Source organism: Streptomyces sp. RG80 (genome assembly GCF_040446465.1).
Classification (GTDB): Bacteria; Actinomycetota; Actinomycetes; order Streptomycetales; family Streptomycetaceae; genus Streptomyces.
This window is the reverse complement of sequence record NZ_JBEAAJ010000010.1, coordinates 322,712-346,896: the sequence shown is the minus strand read 5'-3', so window position 1 is coordinate 346,896 and position 24,185 is coordinate 322,712. Positions and strand designations below refer to the sequence as shown.

At 69.8% G+C, this 24,185-nt stretch carries 18 protein-coding genes and 1 tRNA gene; 8 read left to right on the top strand and 11 right to left on the bottom strand.

Annotated elements, in window-relative coordinates; translation table 11 throughout:
* The first annotated feature begins 17 nt into the window (after window positions 1-17).
* The 5 genes from ABKA17_RS33920 (at window position 18) to ABKA17_RS33900 (ending at window position 6,973) form a co-directional block, all read left to right on the top strand.
* A complete protein-coding gene (locus tag ABKA17_RS33920) occupies window positions 18-569 on the top strand; it encodes a response regulator (protein ID WP_353696152.1) in 552 nt (183 codons plus the stop codon).
* A 56-nt stretch (window positions 570-625) separates the two neighbouring features.
* Window positions 626-3,118: an aminopeptidase N gene (gene pepN / locus ABKA17_RS33915; RefSeq protein WP_353696151.1), complete on the top strand. Its 2,493-nt coding sequence runs from the start codon at window positions 626-628 to the stop codon at window positions 3,116-3,118.
* Between the two features lie 105 nt (window positions 3,119-3,223).
* Window positions 3,224-4,042 (top strand): NAD(P)H-binding protein, encoded by an 819-nt coding sequence (locus tag ABKA17_RS33910; RefSeq protein ID WP_353696150.1) that lies wholly within the window; start codon window positions 3,224-3,226, stop codon window positions 4,040-4,042.
* Between the two features lie 97 nt (window positions 4,043-4,139).
* A complete protein-coding gene (locus ABKA17_RS33905) occupies window positions 4,140-5,561 on the top strand; it encodes a pyridoxal phosphate-dependent decarboxylase family protein (protein ID WP_353696149.1) in 1,422 nt (473 codons plus the stop codon).
* A complete protein-coding gene (locus ABKA17_RS33900) occupies window positions 5,558-6,973 on the top strand; it encodes a lysine N(6)-hydroxylase/L-ornithine N(5)-oxygenase family protein (protein ID WP_353696148.1) in 1,416 nt (471 codons plus the stop codon). Before ABKA17_RS33905 ends, ABKA17_RS33900 begins: the two co-directional genes overlap by 4 nt.
* 63 nt (window positions 6,974-7,036) lie before the next feature.
* Here ABKA17_RS33900 and ABKA17_RS33895 read toward each other — a convergent pair whose 3' ends face one another.
* Window positions 7,037-8,848 carry a bifunctional metallophosphatase/5'-nucleotidase gene (locus ABKA17_RS33895; RefSeq protein WP_353696147.1) on the bottom strand — a complete coding sequence of 604 codons (1,812 nt, stop codon included), beginning with the start codon at window positions 8,846-8,848 and terminating at the stop codon, window positions 7,037-7,039.
* Between the two features lie 150 nt (window positions 8,849-8,998).
* On the opposite strand from ABKA17_RS33895, the gene ABKA17_RS33890 reads away from it, so the two are divergent.
* Together ABKA17_RS33890 and pyk are read left to right on the top strand one after the other, a co-directional pair.
* Window positions 8,999-9,712: an SIMPL domain-containing protein gene (locus tag ABKA17_RS33890; RefSeq protein ID WP_353696146.1), complete on the top strand. Its 714-nt coding sequence runs from the start codon at window positions 8,999-9,001 to the stop codon at window positions 9,710-9,712.
* Between the two features lie 158 nt (window positions 9,713-9,870).
* Window positions 9,871-11,301 carry a pyruvate kinase gene (gene pyk, locus ABKA17_RS33885; RefSeq protein WP_353696145.1) on the top strand — a complete coding sequence of 477 codons (1,431 nt, stop codon included), beginning with the start codon at window positions 9,871-9,873 and terminating at the stop codon, window positions 11,299-11,301.
* Between the two features lie 2 nt (window positions 11,302-11,303).
* On the opposite strand, the gene ABKA17_RS33880 is transcribed toward pyk, so the two are convergent.
* Window positions 11,304-13,247, bottom strand: a complete 1,944-nt coding sequence (locus ABKA17_RS33880; RefSeq protein WP_353696144.1) for an alkyl/aryl-sulfatase — start codon at window positions 13,245-13,247, stop codon at window positions 11,304-11,306.
* Between the two features lie 209 nt (window positions 13,248-13,456).
* Window positions 13,457-13,529, bottom strand: a tRNA-Leu gene (locus tag ABKA17_RS33875).
* A gap of 102 nt (window positions 13,530-13,631) precedes the next feature.
* Here ABKA17_RS33875 and ABKA17_RS33870 point away from each other — a divergent pair.
* The gene (locus ABKA17_RS33870; protein ID WP_353696143.1) at window positions 13,632-14,288 is read left to right on the top strand and encodes an ANTAR domain-containing response regulator; all 657 of its coding nucleotides are present in this window, start codon (window positions 13,632-13,634) and stop codon (window positions 14,286-14,288) included.
* 74 nt (window positions 14,289-14,362) lie between these two features.
* Here the strand turns inward: ABKA17_RS33870 and ABKA17_RS33865 are convergent, their stop codons facing one another.
* The 8 genes from ABKA17_RS33865 to ABKA17_RS33830 form a co-directional block, all read right to left on the bottom strand.
* Window positions 14,363-15,079, bottom strand: coding sequence for an ABC transporter ATP-binding protein (locus tag ABKA17_RS33865; protein ID WP_353696142.1), 717 nt, complete (start codon window positions 15,077-15,079; stop codon window positions 14,363-14,365).
* Window positions 15,076-15,957, bottom strand: coding sequence for an ABC transporter ATP-binding protein (locus tag ABKA17_RS33860; protein WP_353696141.1), 882 nt, complete (start codon window positions 15,955-15,957; stop codon window positions 15,076-15,078). The genes ABKA17_RS33865 and ABKA17_RS33860 overlap by 4 nt, the downstream gene beginning before the upstream one ends.
* A gap of 3 nt (window positions 15,958-15,960) precedes the next feature.
* On the bottom strand, window positions 15,961-17,787 hold the full coding sequence (locus tag ABKA17_RS33855; protein ID WP_353696140.1) for a branched-chain amino acid ABC transporter permease: 1,827 nt from the start codon (window positions 17,785-17,787) through the stop codon (window positions 15,961-15,963).
* Window positions 17,788-17,792: 5 nt separating this feature from the next.
* Complete coding sequence (locus ABKA17_RS33850) at window positions 17,793-18,725, bottom strand: branched-chain amino acid ABC transporter permease (protein WP_353696139.1); 933 nt, start codon at window positions 18,723-18,725, stop codon at window positions 17,793-17,795.
* Window positions 18,726-18,864: 139 nt separating this feature from the next.
* Window positions 18,865-20,094 (bottom strand): branched-chain amino acid ABC transporter substrate-binding protein, encoded by a 1,230-nt coding sequence (locus tag ABKA17_RS33845; protein ID WP_353696138.1) that lies wholly within the window; start codon window positions 20,092-20,094, stop codon window positions 18,865-18,867.
* 286 nt (window positions 20,095-20,380) lie between these two features.
* Entirely contained in the window at window positions 20,381-20,989 is a 609-nt protein-coding gene (locus ABKA17_RS33840) for a Tat pathway signal sequence domain protein (RefSeq protein ID WP_353696137.1), read from the bottom strand.
* A 157-nt stretch (window positions 20,990-21,146) separates the two neighbouring features.
* Window positions 21,147-21,635, bottom strand: coding sequence for a PaaI family thioesterase (locus ABKA17_RS33835; protein WP_353696136.1), 489 nt, complete (start codon window positions 21,633-21,635; stop codon window positions 21,147-21,149).
* Between the two features lie 49 nt (window positions 21,636-21,684).
* A complete protein-coding gene (locus ABKA17_RS33830) occupies window positions 21,685-23,964 on the bottom strand; it encodes an FdhF/YdeP family oxidoreductase (RefSeq protein WP_353696135.1) in 2,280 nt (759 codons plus the stop codon).
* Between the last annotated feature and the right edge of the window lie 221 nt (window positions 23,965-24,185).

The window sequence follows — 24,185 nt, the reverse complement described above, 5'->3', positions numbered from 1 at the left end:
GGGAGGGACGTCGGGCCATGCCGTCGGATGCCAAGATCCTCATCGTCGACGACCACGAGGACACGCTGTACGCGCTGGAGAGCGCCCTCGCCCCGCTGGGGTACCGGCTCAGCCGCGCCACCAGCGGCGACGAGGCGCTCAAGCAGGTGCTCCGCGGGCAGGTCGGCCTGCTCCTCCTCGACGTACGGATGCCCGGCGTCAGCGGCCTCGACGTGGTCCGCTACATGCGCCGCCTGGAACAGACCCAGCACATCCCCGTCATCCTGCTCACCGGCTTCGGGACCGACCACGAACTGACCTCCACCGCCTTCGGGCTCGGCGTCGCCGACCTGATCATGAAGCCCATCGACCCCTGGGCGCTGCGCACCAAGGTCCGCTACCTCTACGACGGCTACCGGCGACAGCTCGCCCTGGAGGAGGAGATCCGCGAACTGCGCGCCCTCGTCAAGGACCACGGCGAGGCCCACGACCGCCCCGTACGCCCCGCCCTGCCCCACCCGGACACAAGGGTCCCGCTCCAGCGCGCGGAAGGGGCGCGAGGGGGCAGTCTCGAACAGGACCGGACATAGGCCGCGTACCGATCCGCCCCTGTGCCCGACCGGTCCCATCAGGCAGCATGTCCTGCATGTCCGTACTGACGCGCGACGAAGCGCAGACCCGTGCCAAGCTCCTCGACGTCCACCGGTACACGATCGACCTCGATCTGACGACCGGGGACGAGACCTTCGACTCCCGCACCGTCATCCGCTTCACGGCGCGCACGGACGGGGACACCTTCGTCGAGCTCAAGCCCGCGGAGCTGCGTTCCGTCACCCTCGACGGACAGCCCCTCGACCCGGACAGCCTCGACGCCGAGCGGCTGCCCCTGAAGAACCTCACCGCCGGCGAACACGAACTCCGCATCGACGCCGCCATGCGCTACTCCCGCACCGGCGAGGGCATGCACCGCTTCACCGACCCCACCGACGGCGAGACCTACGTCTACAGCAACCTCTGCATGGACGACGCCCCGCGCGTCTTCCCGGCCTTCGACCAGCCCGACCTCAAGGCCGTCTTCGAGCTGACCGTGCAGGCCCCGGAGAACTGGACCGTCCTCGCCAACGGCATCGCCGAACACCTCGGCGAGGGCCGGTGGCGGACCGCACCCACCCCGCTGATCTCCACCTACCTCGTCGCCGCCGCGGCCGGCCCCTACCACTCCGTCACCACCGAACACCGCGGCCTGCCCTTCGGCCTGCACTGCCGCCGCTCGCTCGCCCCCTACCTCGACGCGGACGCCGACGAACTGTTCGAGGTCACCAAGCAGTGCTACGACCGCTACCACGAGAAGTTCGAGGAGCCCTACCCCTTCGACTCCTACGACCAGGCGTTCGTCCCCGAGTTCAACGCCGGCGCCATGGAGAACCCCGGACTGGTCACCTTCCGCGACGAGTTTGTCTTCCGCTCCGCCGTCACCGACACCGAGCGCCAGACCCGCGCCATGGTCATCGCCCACGAGATGGCCCACATGTGGTTCGGCGACCTCGTCACCCTGCGCTGGTGGGACGACATCTGGCTCAACGAGTCCTTCGCCGAGTACATGGGCTACCAGACCTGCGCCGAAGCCACCCGATTCGCCGACACCTGGACCGACTTCGGCGTGGCCCGCAAGGCCTGGGGCTACGAGGCCGACCAGCGCCCCTCCACCCACCCCGTCGCCCCGGACCCGGAGCTGGTGCCCGACACCGCGTCCGCGATGCTCAACTTCGACGGCATCTCCTACGCCAAGGGCGCCTCCGCGCTACGGCAGTTGGTGGCCTGGCTCGGCGAGAAGGACTTCCTCGCCGGCATCAACACCCACTTCGCCCGGCACCGGTTCGCCAACGCCACCCTCGCCGACTTCATCGACTCCCTCGCGAGCAGCACCGAACGCGACGTCCACGCCTGGGCGGAGACCTGGCTGCGCACCACCGGAGTCGACACCCTCAAGCCCGAGGTGACCCGCGGCGACGAAGGCGTCCACACGCTCCGCGTCGAGCACCGCGGCAGCCGCCCGCACCGCATCGCCGTCGGCCTCTACGACCAGGACGTCACCGACGAGGACCGCCGGCTCGTCCTGCGCGAACGCCTCGACCTCGACATCCCGCAGAGCGCACCCCAGCCCATCGGCAAGCGCCCGGCCCTCCTGCTCCTCAACGACGGCGACCTCAGCTACGCCAAGGTCCGCTTCGACGCCGGCTCCTTCGACACCGTCCGCGCGAGCCTGTCCGGGCTGCCCGACCCGCTCACCCGGGCCGTCGTCTGGAACGCCCTGCGCGACTCGGTCCGGGACGGCGAACTGGCGCCCACCGCCTACCTGGAGGCCGCCCGCACCCACCTCCCGCACGAGACCGACCTCGCCGTCGTCCAGGGCGTCCTCGCCTTCGCCGCCGTGCAGGTCGCCGGGCGCTATGTGACCGCCGAGGAGCGCCCCGCCGCCCTCACCACCCTGACCGGCCTGTGCCGCGACCTGATCCGCCGCACCGAGGACGGCGACAACCCCGGCCTGCGCCTGATCGCCGTACGCCACTTCATCGACGTCGCCGCCCACCCCGACACCATCGCCGCCTGGCTCGCCGACGGCACCGTGCCCGGCGGCCCCGAGCTCGACCCCGAGCTGCGCTGGCGCGTCCTGGCCCGGCTCGCCGTCCTCGACGCCACCGACGAGACGGCCATCGCCGCCGAACTCGACCGCGACCCGTCCGCCACCGGCCAGGAGGGCGCCACCCGCTGCCGGGCCGCGCTGCCCGACGCGGCCGCCAAGCGCACCGCTTGGGAGGCCATGTTCGCCCGCGACGACCTGTCCAACTACCTGTTCATCGCCACCGCGCAGGGCTTCTGGCAGCCCGAACAGGCCGAACTCCTCCAGGAGTACGTCCCGCGCTACTTCGAGGACGCCGTCGCCCTCGCCGCCCGTCGCGGCCCCGCCATCGCCGACGCCGCCGGCCGCTGGGCGTTCCCCGCGCACGCCGTCGACGCCGACACCCTGAGCCACGGCGAACGGTGCCTGCGCGACGCCGAGCCCATCCCGGCCCTGCGCCGCAAGCTCGCCGACCAACTCGACGACCTGGCACGGGCCCTGCGGGTACGGGAGGCCTAGGACCTCAGACGTAGGCCGTGGTTGCTCCCGGGAGACGACGCGGGAAGGTGATCGTCCGTTCTAGGCTCGAAGGGCCAAGGACGACCAACCCTGGGAGACAGACCCGTGATCTTAGTCACCGGCGCCACCGGAAACGTCGGCCGTGTCCTCGTCGACCGGCTCCTCGCCGCAGGCCGACCCGTACGCGCCCTCACCCGCGACCCGCAGCGGGCCGCACTGCCCGACGGGGTGGAGGTCCAGCGCCTCCACCCCGACGCGTCCGCCTTCGAAGGCGCCACCAAGCTCTTCCTCTACGTCCAGGCGGCGAACGCCGACCTCCTCGCCGCGGCCCGCACGGCCGGCGTCCGGCACGTCGTGCTCCTGTCCGCCGGATACGTCAAGGAGGGCGCCGACGACCACAACCCGCTGCGGATCATGCACGCCGACGCCGAACAGACGGTCCGCGACAGCGGCCTGGACTGGACCTTCCTGCGCCCCCACGCCTTCGCCCTCAACGCCCTCCAGTGGGCCGGCCAGATCCGCGCCGGCGACACCGTCCGCGGGGTCTACCCCGGCGCGATGAGCGCGCCCATCCACGAGGACGACATCGCCGCCGTCGCCGAACGCGCCCTCCTCGACCTCGGCCACGAAGGCGCCGCCCACGTCCTGACCGGACCCGGGGCGACCAGCAACACCGACCAGATCGCCGCGCTCGGCCGCGCCCTCGGACGCGACCTGGAGTACGCCGAGGTCCCGCCGGAGCGAGCCGGCGCCGAGCTGTTCCCGCACATGCCACCGCAGCTGCTCCAGTTCCTGCTGAAGAGCTGGGACGCCTCCGTCGGCCGGGCCCCCGAGATCACCGACACCGTCGAGAAGATCACCGGCGCCCCCGCCCGCACCTTCGAGCAGTGGGCCCGGGACCACGCCGCGGCCTTCCAGGGCTGATCTCCAATACGTTTTCCCCGCACGGAAGTACCCCCTTTCGGGTCTGGTTCGTTGAACTTTTCGGGCGCGCCCACGCAACCGCGTACAAGCTGGGACCATGCGCACTCCGCCACTGGCCTCAGGCCCCGAAGGCCCCCGCGCCCTGCACCCGTTGCTCGCGACCGTCCTCGACGCGTTGCACGACGGCGCGCGCGAGCGCGGGGGCCCACTGCCGTCGGGAGGCCCGCAGGCGGTCGCGGAACGGGTCCGGGCCGCGGTCGGCGAGGTACTGCCCGACGAGGGCGACCCGGAGGCGCTACGACACCTGGTGCGGACCCTGGCGGCAGGCTCCGCCGACCCGGCGGACCCCTTGTGCGCCGCCCACCTCCACTGCCCACCCTTGGCGGTAGCGGCGGCAGCCGACCTGGCGGCGAGCGTCCTCAACCCTTCCCTGGACTCCTGGGACCAGGCCCCGGCGGCCTCGGAGCTGGAGCAACTGCTGACACGGGCACTGGCGAACGAGGTCTACACGGACGTTCCTAGGGGCGCGGGGAACTGCGCGACAAGCCCCCACCGGCCCGCAGCCGACAACGCACCGGACGCCGTGGCAACAACCGGCGGCACGGAAGCAAACCAACTCGCCCTCCTCCTGGCCCGAGAAGCCCTGGGCGCCGGCACCCGCCTGATCTGCGGATCCAACGCCCACCACTCCCTGCCCCGAGCCGCCTGGCTACTGGGCCTCCCCGACCCGGTGACCGTCCCCGCCCCCACCGGCACCCTCGACCCCGCCGCCCTGGACACCGCACTCACCGACCTCCCGGGCCCCCACCTCGTCGCCGCCACCGCGGGCACCACAGACGCCGGCCTCATCGACCCCCTCCCCGACATCGCCGCCCTCTGCCGAACCCACCGCGCCCGCCTGCACATCGACGCGGCCTACGGCGGGGGACTCCTCTTCAGCGACCGCCACCGGGACAAGCTCACCGGCCTCGACGCCGCAGACACCGTGACTCTCGACCTGCACAAACTCGGCTGGCAACCGGTCGCCGCCGGACTCCTCGCCGTAAAGGACCCCCGCGACCTCGCCGCCCTCACCTACCGCGCCGACTACCTCAACGCCGACGACGACACCGAGGCCGGCCTCCCCGACCTCCTCGGCCGCTCCCTGCGCACCACCCGACGCCCCGACGTCCTCAAGATCGCCGTCACCCTGAAAACCCTCGGTCGCACGGGACTCGGCCGACTCGTCGACCAAGTCTGCGCCCGGGCACAGGAGTTCGCCGGCCTCGTCGCGGACCACCCCCGCTTCGAGCTCCACGACGCGCCCACCATCAGCACGGTCCTGTTCCGGCCCGTCCCCGCCACCGACGACGACATCGCCGCCGTACGCCGAGAACTCCTCACCGACGGCCGCGCCGTCCTCGGCCGGGCCCGACTCGACGGCCGGCTCTGGCTCAAGGTCACCCTCCTCAACCCCCACACCCGGCCCGACGACCTGGCCGCACTCCTGAAGATCGTGGAAGGAACCCCCCACCGATGACCCCCACCCCTCCCCACCACGAGCCCGACGCACCCCGCGACCTGGTCGGCATCGGCATCGGGCCCTTCAACCTCTCCCTCGCCGCGCTCGCCCACCCCCTCGCCGAGCTGGACACGGTCTTCTACGAACAGCGGTCCGCCTTCGACTGGCACCCGGGCCTCCTCATCGACGGCGCCCGCATCCAAGTGCCCTTCCTGGCCGACCTGGTGACCCTCGCCGACCCCGCCAGCCCCTGGACCTTCCTCAACTACCTCAAGAGCCGCGAGCGGCTCTTCCCCTTCTACTTCGCCGAGCGCTTCCACATCCAGCGCGCCGAGTACGACGCCTACTGCCGCTGGGTCGCCGAGAACCTCCCCGGCCTGCACTTCGACCACCAGGTCGACGCCGTCCGCTGGAACCCCGAACGCGACGTCTTCGAGGTCGACTTCACCCAGCTCGACGCCGACGGAGAGGCCGAAGCCCTCGGCCGGACGTACACGAGGAACATCGTGCTCGGTGTCGGCACCGAGCCCTACGTCCCGGAACCGCTCAAGCCCCTCGTCGAAGCCGCCGGCGTGCCCGTCATCCACGCCGCCGACTACCTCGCCCACCGCGACGCCTTCCTGCGCGCCGAGCACGTCACCGTGGTCGGCACCGGACAGTCGGGCGCCGAGGTCTTCCTCGACCTGCTGCGCACCCGCCCCGCGGGCCGGGAGGGCCTGCACTGGCTCGGCCGCACCGAGGCGTTCGCCCCCATGGAGTACTCCAAGCTAGGCCTGGAACACTTCACGCCCGACTACACCCGCTACTTCCACGCCCTGCCCGAGGCCGAGCGCGACCGGCTCGTCGCCTCCCAGTGGCAGCTCCACAAGGGCATCGACGCCGACACCATCGCCGCCATCCACGACGAGCTGTACCGGCGCACCCTGCACGGCGGCTGGCCCGACACCGTGCTCACCCCCGGCGTCCGCGTCCGCACCGCGGGCCGGGTCGCCACCACCAAGGTCGAACTCCACCTCGAACACATCGAGCAGAACACCCGCTCCCGGCTCACCACCGACGCCGTGGTCCTCGCCACCGGCTACCGGGAACGCCCCCTGGACCGCATCCTCGCCGGACTCGACCCCTATCTGCGCCGCGACAGCCGTGAACGCCCCCGCGTCGACGAACAGTTCAGACTCGTCCTCGACCCCTCCGTCACGGGCGCCCTCTACGTGCAGAACGCCGAACGCCACACCCACGGCGTCGGCACCCCCGACCTCGGCCTCGCCGCCTGGCGCAGCGCCACCATCCTCAACTCCCTGACGGAGAAGGACCCTTACCCGCTGCCCGGCCGAACGGCCTTCACCACCTTCGGACTCGACCAGCAGCCCCGGGTCCCGGCCGCCCGCCAGGCCCCGGCACTGCTCGCCCCACTGTCCGAAGGACGCTGAACACACCGCCGGCGCCGGTGCGTTGGATCTCACACCGGCGCCGGCGACCCACCCCTGTCGGCCCTAGAAGACCGGCGTGCCGTTCCGCGTGAGCTTCCAGTCCGCCGACGCGAAGTCGGCCGGATTCAGCACACCCTTCGCGGTCACCCACTCCGCGATCCGGGTGCGGATCTCGGTCGACTCCGCCCACAGCTCGGTCGCCGAGGCCACGTGCGGGAACGCGCCGCCGCCGTTGGCACGGTAGTTGTTCACCGCGAACACGAACTTCTGGGCCTCGTCCAGCGCGGCACCGTTGTAGGTGAGGTTCTTGATCCGCGAACCCGCCGCCTGCGCGATGTCGATGTCGTACGAAAGGCCCGACACGTAGTCGTAGTTGTAGTCCGGCCGGCCGCCCGCGTTCGTGAGCTTCTCCACGTCGATCGCGGCGTCCGCCGCGGTCTGCACGAAGTACTCCGCCGAATACTCCAGGTACGCCTTGAGCTGTGCGCCCGTCATCAACTTGGCGACCAGCGTGTTGTCGAACACGTACAGGCTGGAGAGATCCCGGATCGTCACGTCGCCGGCCGGGATCTCCGAGGTGCGGGAGAACGGCGAGGCCTGCGCGATGACCGGCAGCGAGGCGTACTCGGTGCTCGCCAGGGCCGCCTTGACCACGTCCTCCTGGACCTTGGTGATCAGGTCGATGATCGGGGCGTCCTTGTACCGGGCCTCGACCGTGGTCAGGGTGTCGGTGGCCGTACCGACGACCTGGTTGACGTACTCCACGACGATGTCGTGGTCGTCCTTCAGCAGCTTGGTGATCTTCGGGTCGTCCGCGACCGTCCTGGAGTCCCGCACGGTCGCCTTGACCGACTCGACCGTCCAGCGGCCCTTGGCGAAGACCAGCTCGAAGTCGAAGAGGGACAGGCGCTGCGCGTAGCAGAGCGGCTCGGACAGGACGACCGTCTTGCCCGTCTTCTCGTTGGTGACCAGCAGCTCGGCGATCTCGGTGTGCGCGTGGCCGACCAGGATCGCGTCGATGCCGGGCACCTGCTGGGCCACCAGCGCCGCGGAGTTCTCGATGTACGGCAGCTGGTCACCGTAGGAGGAGGTGCCCGAGGAGCCGGAGTGCGCCGAGACGACGACCACGTCCGCGCCCATCGACCGCAGCTTCGGCACCCACTTCGCGGCCTGCTCCTCCAGGCCGGGGAAGACCAGCTTGCCCTCGACGTACGCCTTGTCCCAGATCGCGATGCCGGGGTTGGTCAGGCCGAGGACCGCGACCTTGACCGGCGGGAGGCCGGGCGGGCAGATCTTCTTGATGAAGTAGGGCGGGAAGGCCGGCTTGAGGGTCTTGGCGTCCAGCGCGTTCGCGCCCAGCAGCGGGAAGTCGCACTGGTCCTCGAACTTGCGGAGCGTCTCGATGCCGTAGTTGAACTCGTGGTTGCCCAGCGCCACGGCGTCGTAGCCGATGGCGTTCATCGCCGCGGCCATCGGGTGGACCGGGCCGCCGGGGGCGGTGATCGGGTCGACCTTCGCGTAGTAGTACGTCAGCGGGGTGCCCTGGATCGTGTCGCCCGCGTCGATGAGCAGCGTGTTGCGGCGGCCCTTCTCCGCACGGACCTGGTTCACCAGGGTCGAGACCCGGGACAGGCCCTTCGCGTTGCCCTTGGCGTCCGTGTACTCGGCGTCCTTGAAGTAGTCCCAGTTGAAGATGTTGCCGTGCAGGTCGGTGGTGCCCATCACCGTCAGGGAGTACCGCTTCGCGGGCTTCGGCTTCCTGGCGGCCGACGCCTCCGCGGCCTCGGCCGCCGGAGCACCCACGGCACCGGCCAGCGCGACGCCCGCACCGGTCACGGCGGACTTCTCCAGGAACTTCCTGCGGTTCAACGGCATGTCTTGATCTCCTCGGGGAACGGTCAACGACGCGCGTAGATTCTGACCCGCGCACGGCGAGCGGCAACACCCCCTCCAGGTTTCGATCTGATGACCCGGACTGTGACTTTTCCCGCCGTCAACCAGTCAAGAAGTGACAGAGTGGGTCGTATGACCACCCCTTCAGCGGACGACCCTCAACCCTTCGTGCCCTACGGCACCCCCGACGCCCCCCGCATCGCCGTCCGCGGCGAGGCCCACCTCGAAGTCGACCCCGAGATCGCCCGCATCGGCGTCGGCATCACCGCCCGCGGCAAGGACCGCCGCGCCGCCCTCGACGACCTCGCCCGCCGCAACACCACCGTCCTCGACCTCATCAAGACCTACGGCGACGCCGTGGAGCGGCTGGAGACCGGCGCCTTCTCCATCACGCCCGAGCTGAAGGAGAAGGGCCGCGGTGAACGCGTCCACGCCTACCACGGCCACGTCCATGTCACCGCGGAACTCACGGACTTCGCGGCCCTCGGGGAACTCACCACACGACTGGCCGACCTCGACCTGACCCGTGTCGACGGACCCTGGTGGGCGCTGCGCACCGATTCCCCGGTCTACGGCCAGGCGCGCCGGCAAGCGGTTCGGGAAGCGGTACAGCGGGCGCGGGAGTACGCGGAGGCGCTGGGTACGTCACTGGCGGCACTGCTGGAACTGGCCGACACCGACGTGGGGGACGCCCGACCGGGCTCGCGGCCGGGCCGGGTGCGCCGCTTCTCCCTGCTCGGCGCCGAAGAGGACGACACCGCGGCGCCCCTGGACCTGGAACCCCAGCGCCAGTACGTCCGCGCCCAGGTCACCGCCCGCTTCACCATGGCGCCGCCGCGGCTGTGACAGCACCCCGAGACAGCACCCCGAATTCGCGAACGGGAACGCTCATCGGAGCACCCCGCCGCACAATTCAACCCTTGTCAACAGCCTTTCACTCAAAGGTTGTTGAGTAGTCACCCCCGACCAAATCGCTACCCGTCGGTAAGGCCTAGGGTCGAATCATGCGCCGAGCAAAGATCGTCTGCACCCTGGGCCCCGCCACCGACTCGTACGACCAGATCAAGGCACTGGTCGAAGCCGGAATGGACGTGGCCCGCTTCAACCTCAGCCACGGCGGTCACGCCGAGCACGAGGAGCGCTACCAGCGCGTCCGCAAGGCCTCCGACGAGACCGGCCGCAGCGTCGGGCTCCTCGCCGACCTTCAAGGCCCGAAGATCCGCCTCGGCCGCTTCACCGAAGGACCCGTACTCCTTGAACGCGGCGACACCTTCACCATCACCGTGGAGGAGGGCGCGGAGGGCGACCAGCGCCAGTGCGGGACGACGTACGCCGGACTCGCCGAGGACGTGAGCGCCGGCGAGCGCATCCTCGTGGACGACGGCAAGGTCTGCCTGGAGGTCACCGCCGTCGACGGACCCCGGGTCCGCACCGCGGTCGTCGAGGGCGGCATGGTCTCCGACCACAAGGGCCTCAACCTGCCGGGCGTGGCGGTCTCGGTGCCCGCCCTGTCGGACAAGGACGAGGCGGACCTGCGCTGGGCCCTGCGCACGGGCTTCGACGTGATCGCGCTGTCGTTCGTGCGCAGCGGCCGGGACATCGAGGACGTCCACCGCATCATGGACGAGGAGGGCCGCCGTCTCCCCGTCATCGCCAAGGTGGAGAAGCCGCAGGCCGTCGACGCGATCGAGGACATCGTCGCGGCCTTCGACGGCATCATGGTCGCCCGCGGCGACCTCGGCGTGGAGATGCCGCTGGAGCAGGTCCCGATCGTCCAGAAGCGCGCGATCAAGCTCGCCAAGCGCAACGCCAAGCCGGTCATCGTCGCCACCCAGATGCTCGACTCGATGATCGAGAACTCCCGCCCGACGCGCGCGGAGGCCTCGGACGTGGCGAACGCGGTCATCGACGGCACGGACGCGGTGATGCTGTCCGGCGAGACCAGCGTCGGCAAGTACGCGATCGAGACGGTCCGCACGATGGCGAGGATCGTCACGGCCGCCGAGGAGGACATCCTCGCCAAGGGCCTGCCGCCCCTGACCGAACGCAACAAGCCCCGCACCCAGGGCGGCGCGGTCGCCCGCGCGGCGGCGGACATGGGCGACTTCCTGGGCGCGAGGTTCCTCGTGGCCTTCACCCAGTCGGGGGACACCGTGCGCAGGCTGTCGCGCTACCGCTCGCCCATCCCGCTCCTGGCCTTCACCCCCGAGCCGGCCACCCGTTCCCAGCTCAATCTGACCTGGGGAGTGGAGACCTTCCTGGGCCCCAGTGTCGACTCCACGGACGCCATGGTCGACCAGGTGGACGAACTCCTGCTGAAGTACGGCCGTTGCCAGAAGGGCGACATCGTGGTCATCACGGCGGGATCGCCGCCCGGGATCCCCGGGGCGACGAACCTCGTCCGCGTCCACCACATCGGAGTGGACGACAAGTAGTCCTACGGCGTCACGATGGCGAAGTCCGCCGTGGGCGTCACCACCACCGACAACAACTTGGTGAGCAGCGTGACGTCCCCGGACGTCCGGATCGTGCCCAGCCCCTTCCCCGCGAGCAGTTGCAGCAGCTGGACCTTGTCCATGGTGAGCGTCAGCTCGGCCGAGGGGGAGGGGGCCGCGTCGACGGTGTAGGTCAACACCCCGTGCCTCAGCCGGAGATGCCAGTACTTGCCCTGGCCGGGCAGGTGCCAGTCGACGGCGACGTCCAGATCCCAGGCCCTCGGCCCGTCGATCCGCACGGACATGGCGTCGATGAGCTGATCGACGGACAGGGCGGCTTTGACGTCCGTGCTGTCGGAGGTGGTCTCGGGAGCCCTGACGCCTTCGCGCAGTTCCATGGCTCCCGTGAGGTAGAAGTTCCGCCACACCGCGTTCTCGGTCGCGTGGGCGAGCTTCTCGTAGACCTCGGCGAGGAGCCGCTTCGCCTTGCGCTGCCCGGGGTCGGCGAAGACACAGTGGTTGAGGAGCGTGGCGGCGAACCGCAGATCGCCGTCGCGGACGAACGAACGGGCGGCGGAGAGCGCCCGCGTCATGCCGCCGAGCGCCTTGACGTACCGCTTGGCCTCGGCGACCGGCGGATGCTCCCACAGATGGGCCGGGTTGGCGTCGAACCACCCCATGTACCGCTGGTAGATGCCCTTGACGTTGTGACTGACCGATCCGTAGTACCCGCGGTTGGCCCACACCTCGGCGAGCGCGGGCGGCAGCCGGAACTCCTCGGCGATCTCGCGGCCGGTCATCCCCGCGTTGATCATGCGCAGGGTCTGGTCGTGCAGATAGGCGTACAGATCGCGCTGTGCTTCGAGAAGGGCGACGATCTCGTCGTTCCCCCAGGTCGGCCAGTGGTGCGAGGCGAAGGCGACGTCGGCGCGACCGGCGTAGAGCCCGATCGACTCGGTGAGATAGCCGGCCCACTGCTTGGCGTCGCGGACCTGGGCGCCGCGCAGGGTGATGATGTTGTGCATGGTGTGGGTGGCGTTCTCGGCCATGCACACGGCGCGGAGTTCGGGGAAGAGGAAGTTCATCTCGGCCGGGGCCTCGGTGCCGGGGGTCATCTGGAACTCGATGACGACACCGTCGACGGTCTCGCGCTGCCCGGTCGTGGAGATGTAGGTGGTGGGTTCGAGCAGCCCGACGGTTCCGGTGGAGATGTTCTGCCCGAGACCGCAGCCGATCTGCCCGGCCGGGCCCGTGTCGAGGTGGGCGCCGTACATGTAGATGGAACGGCGGGTCATCGCGGTTCCGGCGAAGACGTTCTCGGAGACGGCGTGCTCCATGAACCCGGCGGGGGCGAGGATCGGCACGTCGCCGGCGCCGTCGGGGAGGACCCCTCGGCAGCCGCCGTAGTGGTCGACGTGGGGGTGGGTGTAGACGAGCCCGGTGACGGGCTTGTCGGCGACGTGGTCGCGGTAGAGCTTGAGCGCGGCGGCGGCGGTCTCGGCGGAGATGAGGGGATCGATGACGATGACACCGGTGTCGCCCTCGATGATCGTCATGTTGGACAGGTCGAGTCCGCGGACCTGGTAGATCCGGTCGGTGACCTTGTACAGCCCCTGCTTCCGGGCGAGTTGGGACTGCCGCCAGAGGCTGGGGTCGGCCGTTTTCGGCGCGGGCCCTTCGAGGAAGTCGTAAGCGTCGTTGTCCCAGACGACTTTCCCGGCGGAGTTCTTGACGACCCCCGGCGTCAACGCGGCGACGAATCCCCTGTCGGCCGCCTTGAAATCACCGTCGTCCGAGAAGTCCAACCCGTCGATATCCATCGCACTGTTTCCCCTCGCTCCCGCGTCCCGCCCGAAAGCGACCGCGGATTCCGGACTCAGGGCAACGGCAGCGGCGGCGGCACCGGTGGCCGCGGCGATGAGACCGCGTCGGTTCATAGGAGTCATGCGGCCGAACATCGCTGGCCGGGTCGAGGCCGGTCAATGGATGCCCGGGGATTTGGGGCAGGTCCCAGTGGGGCGGGGTCCGGGTTGTGACGCGTCACGTTGCGGGGGCAGTGTTGAAGAGTGATCGCCGAGACACGCAGCAAAAAGCGGATGCTCACGAGAACGCGAACAACCGCCGGGAAAAGGCGACCTTGGAATGGGAGGAAAAGTACCCCGGGTCGGATTCGAACCGACGCTGGATGGTGTTTGAGACCATTGCCTCTACCGCTGGGCTACCGGGGCGCCCTTTAAAATAAAGGTAGACGGTCACCCGCCGTGCCCCCACCTTACCGCAGCTGGGTACGCTCTTGTCAGCAGCACCCCTGCCCCGATCAAGGAGCCCCCGTGACCGCCCCCGAGTCGCCCCAGCCCGTAGACGCGCCCGACGACGACAAGTCGCACGTGCCTCCGCTGACGACCCGTGTCGTCATCGCCGAGGACGAGGCCCTGATCCGGCTCGACCTCAAAGAGATGCTGGAGGAGGAGGGCTACAACGTCGTCGGCGAGGCCGGCGACGGTGAGCAGGCCATCGAACTGGCCCGTGAGCACAAGCCGGACCTCGTGATCCTCGATGTGAAGATGCCCAAGATGGACGGCATCTCCGCGGCCGAGAAGATCGCCGAGGAGCGGATCGCCCCCGTCCTCATGCTCACCGCCTTCTCCCAGCGCGACCTCGTCGAGCGCGCCCGGGACGCCGGTGCCATGGCCTACCTCGTCAAGCCGTTCAGCAAGAGCGACGTCGTGCCGGCCATCGAGATGGCCGTGTCCCGGTTCACCGAGCTGAAGGAGCTGGAGGCCGAGGTCGCCGACCTCACCCTGCGCCTGGAGACCCGCAAGCTCGTCGACCGCGCGAAGTCGATCCTCCAGACCGAGTACGGCCTGACCGAGCCGGCCGCGTTCCGCTGGATCCAGAAGACCTCCATGGACCGCCGGATGTCGATGCAGCAGGTCGCCGAGGCCGTCATCCAGGACGCCGACGAGAAGAAGTCCGGCAAGAGCTGACCCGCCGGGCACCCCAAGCGTGAGGCCCGCGCCCCCAGCAGGGGGCGCGGGCCTCGTCGTATCACCGCGAGGAGCTAGTCCTCGCCGAGGTACGCCTTGCGGACCGACTCGTCGTGCAGCAGGTCCTGGCCGGTGCCCGAGAGCACGATGTTGCCGACCTCCATCACATGGCCGTGGTTGGCCAGCGACAGTGCCGCCTGGGCGTTCTGCTCGACGAGGAGGATCGTCGTGCCCTGCGACTTCAGCTCGGAGATGGTCGCCATGATCTTCTGCATCATGATCGGGGACAGCCCCATCGACGGCTCGTCCAGCATCAGCAGCTTCGGCTGGGACATCAGGGCCCGGCCCATCGCCAGCATCTGCTGCTCACCGCCGGACAGGGTTCCCGCGGCCTGCTTCCTGCGCTCTCCCAGGATCGGGAACAGGTCGTAGGCGCGCTGGATGTCCTTCTCGATCCCCGCCTTGTCGTTGCGGAGGAAGGCGCCCAGCCGCAGGTTGTCCTCGATGGTCATGCGGGGGAAGATGTGCCGGCCCTCGGGGGAGTGGGCGAGCCCCAGGGAGACGATCTCGTGGGCCGGGGTCTTCTTCAGCGACTTGCCGTCGAACTTGATCTGCCCGCCGACCGGCTTGAGCAGACCCGACAGCGTGCGCAGCGTCGTCGTCTTGCCGGCGCCGTTGGTGCCGATGAGGGTGACGACCTCGCCGGCCTCGACCTTGAACGAGATGCCCTTGACGGCCTCGATCTTGCCGTAGGCGACCCGGAGGTCCTCGACTTCGAGCAGTGCGGTCATCGGTCGTTCTCCTTGCCGGGCGCGGCGTCCGACGGGGCGTTGGCCTCCGCCGCCTCGACTTCCGCGACTTCCTCGTCGCCGGGGGCGTCCTCGAAGGGTTCGCCGAGGTAGGCGGCGATCACGCGCTCGTCGCCCTGGACGGTGGCGCTGTCGCCCTCGACGAGCTTCTCGCCCTGGACCAGCACGGCCACGCGGTCGCAGAGGTTGAAGATGAACCGCATGTCGTGCTCGATGACGAGGACGGCGATGCCCCGGTCCCGGATGGCGAAGACCAGTTCCTCGGTCGCCCGCGTCTCCTGGGGGTTCATACCGGCCGTGGGCTCGTCGAGCAGGAGCAGACCCGGCTCGCTGGCCAGCGCCCGCGCGATCTCCAGCTTGCGCTGCTCGCCGTAGGGCAGGTTGCGGGCCAGGTGCTCGGCCTTGTTCGCGAGGCCGACGAACTCCAGGAGTTCCATGGCGCGTTCGCGTGAGGCCTTCTCGGCCTTGTGGAAGCCGGGGCCGCGCAGCAGCGCGGACCACAGGCCTTCCTTCGTCCGGGTGTGGCGGCCGACGAGCACGTTCTCCAGGACCGTCATGTTGGCGAACAGACGGATGTTCTGGAAGGTGCGGGCGATGCCGGCGGCGGTCACCTTGAACGACTTCGGCGGCAGGACCGTGCCCTTGTAGCGGACCTCGCCCTCGGTGGGGATGTAGAGGCCCGTCAGGCAGTTGAAGAAGGTCGTCTTGCCGGCGCCGTTGGGGCCGATGAGGCCGACGATCTCGCCGCTGTTGACCTGGAGGTCGACGTTGCGTACGGCCGTGAGGCCGCCGAAGCGCATCGTGACTCCGCGGGCGTCGAGGACGGTCGTCCCGGTGACGGTGGTGGTGTCGGTGGTCATGTGTCAGGCCCCTGTCTTGCCGAGGACTGCGGGCGCTTCGGCCTCTTCGTGGAATTCGAGCTGGCGGCGCCGGTTCGGGATGAGGCCCTCGGGGCGGAAACGCATCAGGAGGATGAGGGCGACACCGAAGGCGAAGAGCTGGTAGTTGGCCATGAACTGAAGTTTGGCCGGGATGAGGTAGAGCAGGGAGGCGCCGACGAGGGGGCCGGCGATGGTGCCCATGCCGCCGAGGACGACGGCGGCGAGGAGGAACGCCGAGTTGGGTGGGACGGGTCCGGCGAACTGGTACTGCTCGGGGGTCACGGTGTAGGTGACGTGGGCCTGGACGGTGCCGGCGAGGCCGGCGAGGGTGGCGCCGAGGGCGAAGGCGATGAGCTTGACGCGGAAGCCGTTGATGCCCATGGCGAGGGCGGCCGTTTCGTCCTCGCGGATGGCGATCCAGGCGCGGCCGATGCGGGAGTCGCTGCTGCGTCGGAAGACCACGACGACGACGAGGGTGATGAGCAGCATCAGCAGGAAGTAGTTGGCGAAGCGCGCGATGCTGAAGCCGGCGATGTCGTGGGTCTGGCCGAAGTCGAAGCCGAGGATGTTGAGGTTCGGGATCGAGGCGATGCCGTTGGAGCCGTTGGTGACGTCGGGGCCGGAGGTGCCGTCCATGTTGAGGACGGTGATGCGGAAGATCTCTCCGAAGCCGAGGGTCACAATGGCGAGGTAGTCGCCGCGCAGTCGCAGGGTGGGGGCGCCGATGAGGACGCCGAAGACCATGGCGACGGCCGCGCCGAGGAGAGCGGAGGCCCAGAAGGGCCATTGGACGCCGAGCGGTGAGGTGGGGGAGCCGGAGACCAGGGCCGCGGTGTAGGCGCCGACGCCGAGGAAGGCGACGTATCCGAGGTCGAGGAGGCCGGCGAGGCCGACGACGATGTTCAGGCCGAGGGCGACGGTGGCGAAGATGAGGATGTAGACGCCGAGGGTCGCGTAACGGTCGTCGGACTGGGTGAAGGGAAAGGCCGCGGCGGCGACGAACGCACCGATCATGGTGACGTTGCGGTGCTTCGCGGTGATCCCCGAGACCCGGGCCACGAGCCCGGCCTTGGAGACGGCGGCGAAGAGGAAGCCGACGGTGATGAGGAAGCCGATGAAGAGTTCGTCGTACTCGGTGCCGATGCCGTAGGTGAAGACGGTGAGGCCGACGGCGAGGGCGGCGACGATGATCAGGATCTCGGCGTAGGCCGGGAGCTGGGGTGCCTTGCCGGGGGTGCCGGAGGCGATCGAGGCCTTGAAGACGGACCAGTTGTGGCGTCCGCCGTGCTTGAACTGCTCCCAGCCGGTGTCGTCCGGGTCGATCGGGTCGGGCTCCGGGCGGGTGAAGGGCAGGGAGAAGGCGCCGAGGACTGCGGCGAGCGTGGCGATGGCGACGATGTAGCCGCCGGGCTCCAGGTTGACGACGCCGCCGAGGTCGGTGCTGATCGCGATGACCGTGTACCAGGCGGTGGCGAAGGTGCCGAGCGCGGAGAGCTTGATGGCGCTGTCGGCGCCGGCGGGGGTGAGCCAGCCCAGGCCCGGGACGCCGTAGGAGGCGAGGCCGAAGAGCGTGGTGAGGGCGCCGCCGATGAGGACGAGGATCTGGAGGCCGCCGGGGTAGCCGTAGACGGTGAGGTCGCCGGGGAACTCCGAGGTCCAGGTCCAGGCCATGAAGGTGGAGATGACGGCGAGGGCGCCGCCCGCGGTGGCGAGGGCGCGGCCGATGTTCTCCGGGAGGCCGATGAGGCCGCTGGTGTTGCCGTCCTTGCTGACGGGGGCACCGGTGGTTTTGGTGGTCTGTGTGGTCATCGGTGTCACGCCCTGTCAGCGACGCGCTCGCCGAGCAGGCCCTGGGGCCTGAACAGGAGTACGAGGATGAGGAGTACGAAGGCCCAGACGTCGGCCCAGGACTGGCCGCCGAGCTTGTCGAAGCCGGGGACGTCGGCGATGTAGGCGGTGGCCAGGGTTTCGGCGAGGCCGAGGACGACGCCGCCGATCATGGCGCCGTAGATGTTGCCGATGCCGCCGAGGACGGCCGCGGTGAAGGCCTTGAGGCCGAGGATGAAGCCCATCATGAAGTCGACCTGGCCGTACTTGAGGCCGTAGGCGACGGCTCCGACGGCGGCGAAGGCGGCGCCGAGGGCGAAGGCGATCACGATGATGCGGTCGGTGTTGACGCCCATGAGCTTGGCGGTGTCGGGGTCCTGGGCGGTGGCCTGCATGCCGCGTCCGGTGCGGGTGCGCATCACGAAGTAGGCGAGGATGCCCATGCTGATGGGGGCGGCGATGAACAGGAAGATGTCACCGGTCTGGATGGTGACGTTGCCGATCTCGAAGGGGCCGCCGTCAATCTGGGGGAACGTGATGGGTGACTTGGCGTCGGGGTACCAGGCCCAGACCGCCTGCTGGAGGGCCAGGGAAAGGCCGATGGCGGTGATGAGGGGCGCGAGGCGTGGGGCGGTGCGCAGGGGGCGGTAGGCGAACCGTTCCGCTCCTACGGCGACGGTGACCGAGACGATGATGGCGCCCATGAGCATCAGGGGCAGGGCGATCGCCATCGAGGTGCCGTCGGGCAGCACGTACAGGTAGACGGTGACGGCACCGAATCCACCGGTCATGAAGATCTCGCCGTGGGCGAAGTTGATGAGCTGGACGATGCCGTAGACCATTGTGTAGCCGATGGCGACGAGCCCGTACATTGCTCCTAGTAGCAGGCCGTTGACCAGCTGCTGCGGCAGTTCGTTCACCGCATGTCCTCCGAGACTTCGGATGTTCGACGGATGTGTGGCCGGGTGTGTGGCCGGATGGGGCCGGATGCGAGTCCGCGCGGGGCGCCAGTGGAACAGCGCCCCGCGCGGCTCGATCAGTTGGTGCTGCGGGTCTCTATCAGCCTGTGTAGGTGCCGGACTTGACGGCCTTCCAGGCGCCGTTCTCGACGGCGTAGACGGTGAGCTGCTTGTTGGTGGCGTCACCGTACTCGTCGAAGGAGACCTTGCCGGTCACACCGTCGAAGGAGACGTTCTGGACGGCCGCGGTGATCTTGGCGCGGGCGTCGGACGGGAGCTTGCCGTCGTTGTCCTCGACGACCTTCTTCACGGCGAGGATGATCGACCAGGCGGCGTCGTAGGAGTAACCGCCGTAGGCCGCGTACTCCTCCTTGTAGCCGCCGGCCTTGTAGTCGGCGACGAACTGCTTGGCGGAGTCGAGCTCCTCGACGGGGGCGCCGACGGAGGTGGCGAGGTCGCCGGTGCTGTCGGCGCCGGCCAGCTCGATGAAGGTCGGGTCGTAGATGCCGTCACCGCCGACGAGCGGGACCTTGGCGCCCGCGGCCTTGATCTGCTTGCTGAGCGGGCCGGCCTGCGGGTACTCGCCGCCGTAGTAGACCACGTCCGCGCCGGAGCTCTTCACCTGGGTGGCGACGGCGGAGAAGTCCTTGCTGGCGGGGTTGATGTGCTGGGTGCCGACGACCTTGCCGCCGAGCTTCTTGAACTCTGCGGTGAAGGTGGAGGCGAGACCGGCGCCGTAGGTCTTCTTGTCGTCGATGACGAAGACCTTGGTCTTCTTGGCGTCGTTGTAGACGTACTGCGCGGCGAACGGGCCCTGGATGGCGTCCGTGGTCGAGGTGCGGAAGTACGACTTGTAGGTGCGGACCTTCTTGTTCTGCCAGTCGGCGCCCTGGGTGAGGCCCGGGCCGGTGTTGGCCGGGGAGACCTCGACGAGGCCGGCGTCGTCGAAGACCTTCTGCATCGACTCGGCGACTGAGGAGTTCAGCGGGCCGACGACGCCCATGACGGACTTGTCCGCGACGAGCGTGGAGGCGTTGGCCTGGCCCGAGGAGGGCTGGGCCTGGTCGTCGAGGGCCTTGATCTCGAAGGTGACGCCGTCGACGAGCTTCTGCTTGTTGGCGGTCTTCGCGGCGAGGTCGACCGAGTTCTTGATGCCGAGACCCAGCGCGGACAGGTCGCCCGTGAGGGGGGCGTCGACGCCGATGACGACCTTGGTGCCGCCCCCGGAGTCCGAGCCGCCGCCGTCGTCGTCACGCGAGCCGCAGGCGGTGAGGGTGAGTGCTCCCGCCGCCAGCGCGGCGGTGATGCTGATGAGCGAACGTTGACGCACGATTCGTCCTTTCACTGGCGGCGCTTCCCCCTGGAAGCGGCCGAGTCGTTGCGCTGGCCCGAGGTGACAGTCCGATGGCGCGGTGACTGGGCGTGACTCTAAGCGTGTGCAGGGAGCGTGGAGGAGGGTCTGGCCGAGGCTGTGACGCTCTTGTTATGACACGTCGTAATGCAGAGCGGTACTGAGTGGGTGGAACAGTGGAATTCAGCCTGATTCGCCCGGTCCGCATTGTGAGAACCCGCAGGATCCGACCAGGTTCGTTCAGGCGTCTCGGGGGTTTTGGTAATTACCTAAAACCGTTGCTGCAGGCGACTTGTAAGGCCTCTGAGAGCTGCTGGGCATAGCGCTGCCCGAGGATGAAACTGTGAACTTCTATTGCGCGCGTATTACGTAGAGTTACGTCGAGGAAAGGCAGCCCGGCGTTCCACGGCACTTTCCTGCACTGGGTCACATGCATCGTGACGATGATCTTGCGGCTCGATCCCGCAGGGGTCCGGAAAGGGGCCGCCGGGGCCGACTTCACGGACAGACCGGCGTACGGCTGGGATATTCGGGTCACGCTGACCGGGGGGCCCGCCAGGACGTTCAGCTCCACCCCGAAGCTGAAGCTCCGCTCCGGCGCGCCCTCGGGCGTGGGCTCCCAGCTCAGGTAGTGCAGGTCGGTGACCTGGGAGGGGTAGGGCGGTGGGAGCGGCGCGGGCGGCTGGGGGCGGGTGGCGTACAGATAGCCGCCGCCCGCGAAGAGGACGGCGGCCGCCAGGGTGGCGAGGACCGCGCGCCGGTGCCGCTCGTGGAACTCGGCGAGGCGGCCTCGCGGACGGTCGGGGAGCGGGGCGTCGAGGACGTCCCACGCGTGCGTGCCGTCACCCGGCTCCACCGGGCCCACGCCGCTCACGGCCCGGTCCCCGCGCGGTCGTACGGTGAGCGCCTGGTGCCGGCGCCCGGCAGGCCCGCACCGCCCCGGAGCGCCGGGGCTCCTCCCGTTCCCATGCCTCGACGCTAGGCCCAGGGGGAGGCCTCGGGCCAGAGGCCGTCACGGCGTGGCGTCACGTTCAGCCGGTCGCCGCGACATGGGCGCCGTCGCCGGGGTTCACGTCCCGCAACAGACACGTCAGCCGGGCGGTGCACACCCGCCGCCCCTCCTCGTCACTGATCACGATCTCGTACGTCGCCGTCGAGCGCCCCCGGTGCACGGGCGTGGCCACGCCGGTCACCAGGCCCGAGCGCGCCCCGCGGTGGTGCGTGCAGTTGAGGTCCACACCCACGGCGATCTTGGAGCTGCCGCCGTGCAGCATCGAGCCGACCGAGCCGAGCGTCTCGGCGAGGACGGCGGACGCGCCGCCGTGCAGCAGCCCGTACGGCTGGGTGTTGCCCTCCACCGGCATCGTGCCGACGACCCGGTCCGAGGACGCCTCCACGATCTCCACGCCCATGCGAGTGCCGAGGTGCCCCGCGGAGAACAGCGCCGGCAGGTCTACGCCGAGCGCGGCGTACTCGTCGATGACCTCTTGCGGGAACTTCACGTGCTGCTGCTCGCCCATGGGGCCCGGCTCCGTTTCGTCGGGATCGCTCGCTCGACTGAGCAAACGCTCAGTCGGTCGCCGATTGTTCCAGACGGACCACGACGGACTTGCTGGCCGGGGTGTTGCTGGTGTCGGCGGTGGCGTCCAGCGGCACCAGGACATTGGTCTCGGGGTAGTAGGCGGCCGCGCAGCCCCGTGCCGTCGGGTAGTGCACGACCCGGAAACCGGGCGCCCGGCGCTCCACGCCGTCCTTCCACTCGCTGACCAGGTCCACGTACGAGCCGTCGGCGAGCTTCAGCTTCCGCGCGTCCTCGGGGTTGACCAGGACCACCCGGCGGCCGTTCCGGATGCCGCGGTAGCGGTCGTCCAGGCCGTAGATCGTGGTGTTGTACTGGTCGTGCGAGCGCAGCGTCTGGAGCAGCAGGCGGCCCTCCGGCAGCTCCGGGTACTCCACCGGCGCGGCGGTGAAGTTGGCCTTGCCGGTGGCCGTCGGGAAGCGGCGCTCGTCGCGCGGGGCGTGCGGGAGCGTGAAGCCGCCCGGGTGGGCCACGCGCGCGTTGAAGTCCTCGAAGCCGGGGACCACGCGCGCGATGCGGTCACGGATCGTGGCGTAGTCCTTCTCGAACTCCTCCCACGGGGTGCGGGAGTCGGAGCCCAGCACCCGCCGCGCGAGACGGGCCACGATGGCCGGCTCGGACAGCAACTGCGTGCTCGCGGGCTCCAGCCGGCCGCGGGAGGCGTGCACCATGCCCATGGAGTCCTCGACGGTCACGAACTGCTCGCCGCCGCCCTGGAGATCGCGCTCGGTGCGGCCCAGGGTGGGCAGGATCAGGGCACGCGCGCCCGTGACCGCGTGCGAGCGGTTGAGCTTCGTCGACACGTGCACGGTGAGCCGGGCCCGCCGCATGGCCGCCTCGGTGACCTCGGTGTCGGGCGAGGCGGAGACGAAGTTGCCGCCCATCGCGAAGAACACCTTCGCCTCGCCGTCCCGCAGCGCCTGGATGGCCCGTACGACGTCATAGCCGTGCTCGCGCGGCGGCGCGAAGCCGAACTCCTTCTCCAGGGCGTCCAGGAAGGCGGGCGCGGGACGCTCGAAGATGCCCATCGTGCGGTCGCCCTGCACGTTGGAGTGACCGCGGACCGGGCACACGCCCGCGCCCGGGCGGCCGATGTTGCCGCGCAGCAGAAGGAAGTTGACCACCTCGCGGATGGTCGGCACGGAGTGCTTGTGCTGGGTGAGACCCATCGCCCAGCAGACGATGGTGCGCTTCGAGTCGAGCACCATGGCGAGGGCCTGCTCGATCTCCGCGCGCGTGAGGCCGGTCGCGGTGAGCGTCTCGTCCCAGTCGGCGGCGCGGGCCGCCTCGGCGAACTCCTCGTAGCCGTGCGTGTGCTCGTCGACGAAGGACCGGTCGACCGCGCCCTCCGTCTCCAGGATCAGCTTGTTGAGGAGGCGGAAGAGCGCCTGGTCGCCGCCGATCCGGATCTGGAGGAACAGATCGGTCAGGGCGGTGCCCTTGAGCATGCCCTGCGCGGTCTGCGGGTCCTTGAAGCGCTCCAGGCCCGCCTCGGGCAGCGGGTTGACGCTGATGATCTTCGCGCCGTTCGCCTTGGCCCGGTCCAGGGCGGAGAGCATCCGGGGGTGGTTGGTGCCGGGGTTCTGGCCGGCGACGATGATCAGGTCCGCCTTGTAGAGGTCCTCCAGCAGGACGCTGCCCTTGCCGACGCCGATGGTCTCCGACAGGGCCGAGCCGGAGGACTCGTGGCACATGTTGGAGCAGTCCGGCAGGTTGTTGGTGCCCAGCTCGCGCGCGAACAGCTGGTAGAGGAAGGCGGCCTCGTTGCTGGTACGGCCCGAGGTGTAGAAGAGGGCCTCGTCGGGGGAGCCGAGGGCGGCGATCTCCTCGGCGACGATGTCGAAGGCACGCTCCCAGGTCACCGGCTCGTAGTGGGTGCCGCCTTCGGGGAGGTACATGGGGTGCGTGAGCCGCCCCTGCTGTCCCAGCCAGTAGCCGCTGCGGGTCGCGAGGTCGGCGACCGGGTGCGCGGCGAAGAACTCCGGGGTGACCCGGCGCAGGGTGGCCTCCTCGGCGACCGCCTTCGCGCCGTTCTCGCAGAACTCCGCCTTGTGCCGGTGGTCCGGCTCCGGCCAGGCACAGCCCGGGCAGTCGAAGCCGTCCTTCTGGTTCACCCGCAGCAGGGTGAGCGCGGTGCGCCTGACGCCCATCTGCTGCTGCGCCATCCGCAACGTGTGCCCGATGGCGGGCAGCCCCGCCGCCGCGTGCTTCGGCTCGGCGACCTCCGGAGCGTCCTGAACGGGATCACCCTTGGGCGGCTTCGTGGCCATCGCACACTCTCCTTCGCACACACATGTGAGGTACGTCTCCGATCCTCGCACGCGGCGGTGACAACGGCGTTCGCCGGGAGTGGGGGAGGCCGAGGGGGTGGGCTCGGGTCGAGAGCCGGCGAAAAGGGTGCGGGCTCGGTCGGGAGCCGGGGAGAAGGGGTGCGGGCTCGGTCGGGAGCCGGCGAGCCGACCTTTCGGTGAACACGGTCTGCCGACGGCCG